The sequence below is a fragment of the Kitasatospora sp. NPDC057198 genome (assembly GCF_042670125.1).
In the GTDB taxonomy this organism is placed as follows: Bacteria; Actinomycetota; Actinomycetes; order Streptomycetales; family Streptomycetaceae; genus Kitasatospora.
The window spans coordinates 1-1,066 of record NZ_JBHUWH010000895.1 but is presented as its reverse complement, the minus strand read 5'-3'; the positions used below and the strand labels follow the sequence as shown (position 1 = coordinate 1,066).

The following is a 1,066-nucleotide window of genomic DNA, read 5'->3' as shown; positions in this document are numbered from 1 at the left end:
AGCCAGTCCTCGCCGCGTTCGAAGTCGACCGGCACCAGGCGCAGCCAGTCCGGTACGCCGTAGCCGAGTTCGGTCAGCCGGCGGTGCTTCCAGCGCTGCGGCTCCGGCTGGTCGACCTCGAAGACCCGTAGCCCGCCCGGGGGTTGGGGCCGGCGCTGGGCGAAGCTGTCCAGCCCGGCGCCGAGCAGGACGTACTGGTCGACGCCCTGCGCGGCCCGTTCGCCGACCAGTTCCTCGACCCAGCGGGCCCGGGCCACGATCGCGGCCCGGAACCCGGCCGTGCCCGCCGGGTCCATGTCGGGCCGCTGCCGCCAGCCCTCGCCGGGGTCTGCCAGCCGCAGGCCGATCTCGTCCTCGAAGACGTGCGGCGGCCGGTCGGCGGCCAGGTGCAGGGCACGCCACAGGGCGGTCCGCACCGCCGTGCTGTCGGGTTCGGCCGGTTCGCCGCCGCTCGTCGTCGTCCCCTTCACTTCGCGGGTGCCTGCAGGGTCCACTCGCGGCCGTCGGGGTCGCGGACGGTCGCCTCGCGCGTGCCGTAGTGGGTGTCCTCGAACGGGGTGAGCAGCTCGACCCCGGGGCCGGGCCGGAACGCGTCGGCGTCCGGGACCTTGAGGACGATCCGGGCCTGCGGCCGCTCGCTCTCCGGGACCTCGGCGACGAACAGGTACGGCCCGTCGCCGTTGCGGAGCTGCCCGGAGGCGTGGTCGGTCTCGAAGTCCAGCCGGTAGCCCAGCGATTGGAAGAAGCCGGCGGTCCGCCCCCAGTTGTGGGTGGTCAGGAACACGGCCTCGATGCCTTCGGTCGGCACGGTCAACCCTCCTCCCCCGGCCCTCGGGCCGGATCCTGTCCGCGGCCGCCGTCCTCGTCGAGGTAGGCATGCAGCGCCTCGGCCACCAGGGCCGACAGCGACATGCCCGATTCGACGGCGCGGAACTTGACCTGCTTGATCAGCTCGACCGGCAGGTAGACGTTGAACTGTTTGACATCTCCGGTGGCCACATCCAGAGGCTAGCATGCTAGCAAGCTAGAACGGGAGCGGCCGGAGCCCGGGGGGACGGGCTCCGGC

General features: G+C 73.0%; 3 protein-coding genes. All 3 read right to left on the bottom strand.

Features of this window, described 5'->3' with window-relative positions; genetic code table 11:
• Nucleotides 1-470, bottom strand: a 470-nt coding sequence (locus ACFUEL_RS39925) for a class I SAM-dependent methyltransferase (RefSeq protein WP_380243162.1), incomplete at its 3' end; no start/stop codon positions are given.
• Entirely contained in the window at nucleotides 467-808 is a 342-nt protein-coding gene (locus tag ACFUEL_RS39920) for a VOC family protein (RefSeq protein WP_380243160.1), read from the bottom strand. The genes ACFUEL_RS39925 and ACFUEL_RS39920, both read right to left, overlap by 4 nt.
• 2 nt (nucleotides 809-810) lie before the next feature.
• A complete protein-coding gene (locus ACFUEL_RS39915; protein WP_380243159.1) occupies nucleotides 811-999 on the bottom strand; it encodes a CopG family transcriptional regulator in 189 nt (62 codons plus the stop codon).
• Nucleotides 1,000-1,066: the final 67 nt, after the last annotated feature.